Source organism: Aquibium sp. A9E412, assembly GCF_030398335.1.
Lineage (GTDB): Bacteria > Pseudomonadota > Alphaproteobacteria > Rhizobiales > Rhizobiaceae > A9E412.
The window spans coordinates 1-583 of the sequence record NZ_JAOAOP010000148.1; the positions used below are offsets into that span (position 1 = coordinate 1).

Genomic DNA, 583 nt, shown 5'->3' on the forward strand with positions numbered 1-583 from the left:
CCTGCTCTACCGCTGGCGCATCGGCGCGCTGCCGATCGACATCGTCGCGGTGATCTCCAACCACATGGACTACCAGAAGCTGGTGGTGAACCACGACATCCCGTTCCACTGCATCCGGGTCGGCAAGGACAACAAGCCCGAGGCCGAGGCCGCGCAGATGCGCATCGTCGAGGAGACCGGCGCCGAGCTGATCGTGCTGGCGCGCTACATGCAGGTGCTGTCGGACGCCATGTGCCAGGCGATGTCGGGGCGCATCATCAACATCCACCATTCCTTCCTGCCGTCCTTCAAGGGCGCCAACCCCTACCGCCAGGCCTATGAGCGCGGCGTCAAGCTGATCGGCGCGACCTCGCACTACGTCACCGCCGACCTCGACGAGGGGCCGATCATCGAGCAGGACACCGTGCGCGTCACCCACGCCCAGTCGCCGGAGGACTACGTCTCGCTCGGCCGCGACGTCGAATGCCAGGTGCTGGCGCGCGCCGTGCACGCGCACATCCACCGCCGCGTCTTCCTCAACGGCGACCGCACCGTCGTCTTCCCCGCTTCGCCCGGCAGCTACGCCTCCGAACGCATGGGCTGA

At 67.4% G+C, this 583-nt stretch carries 1 protein-coding gene; it reads left to right on the forward strand.

Annotation, left to right across the window (positions count from 1 at the left end):
- Positions 1-583, forward strand: a 583-nt coding sequence (locus tag N1F89_RS20645; protein ID WP_290086387.1) for a formyltetrahydrofolate deformylase, incomplete at its 5' end; no start/stop codon positions are given.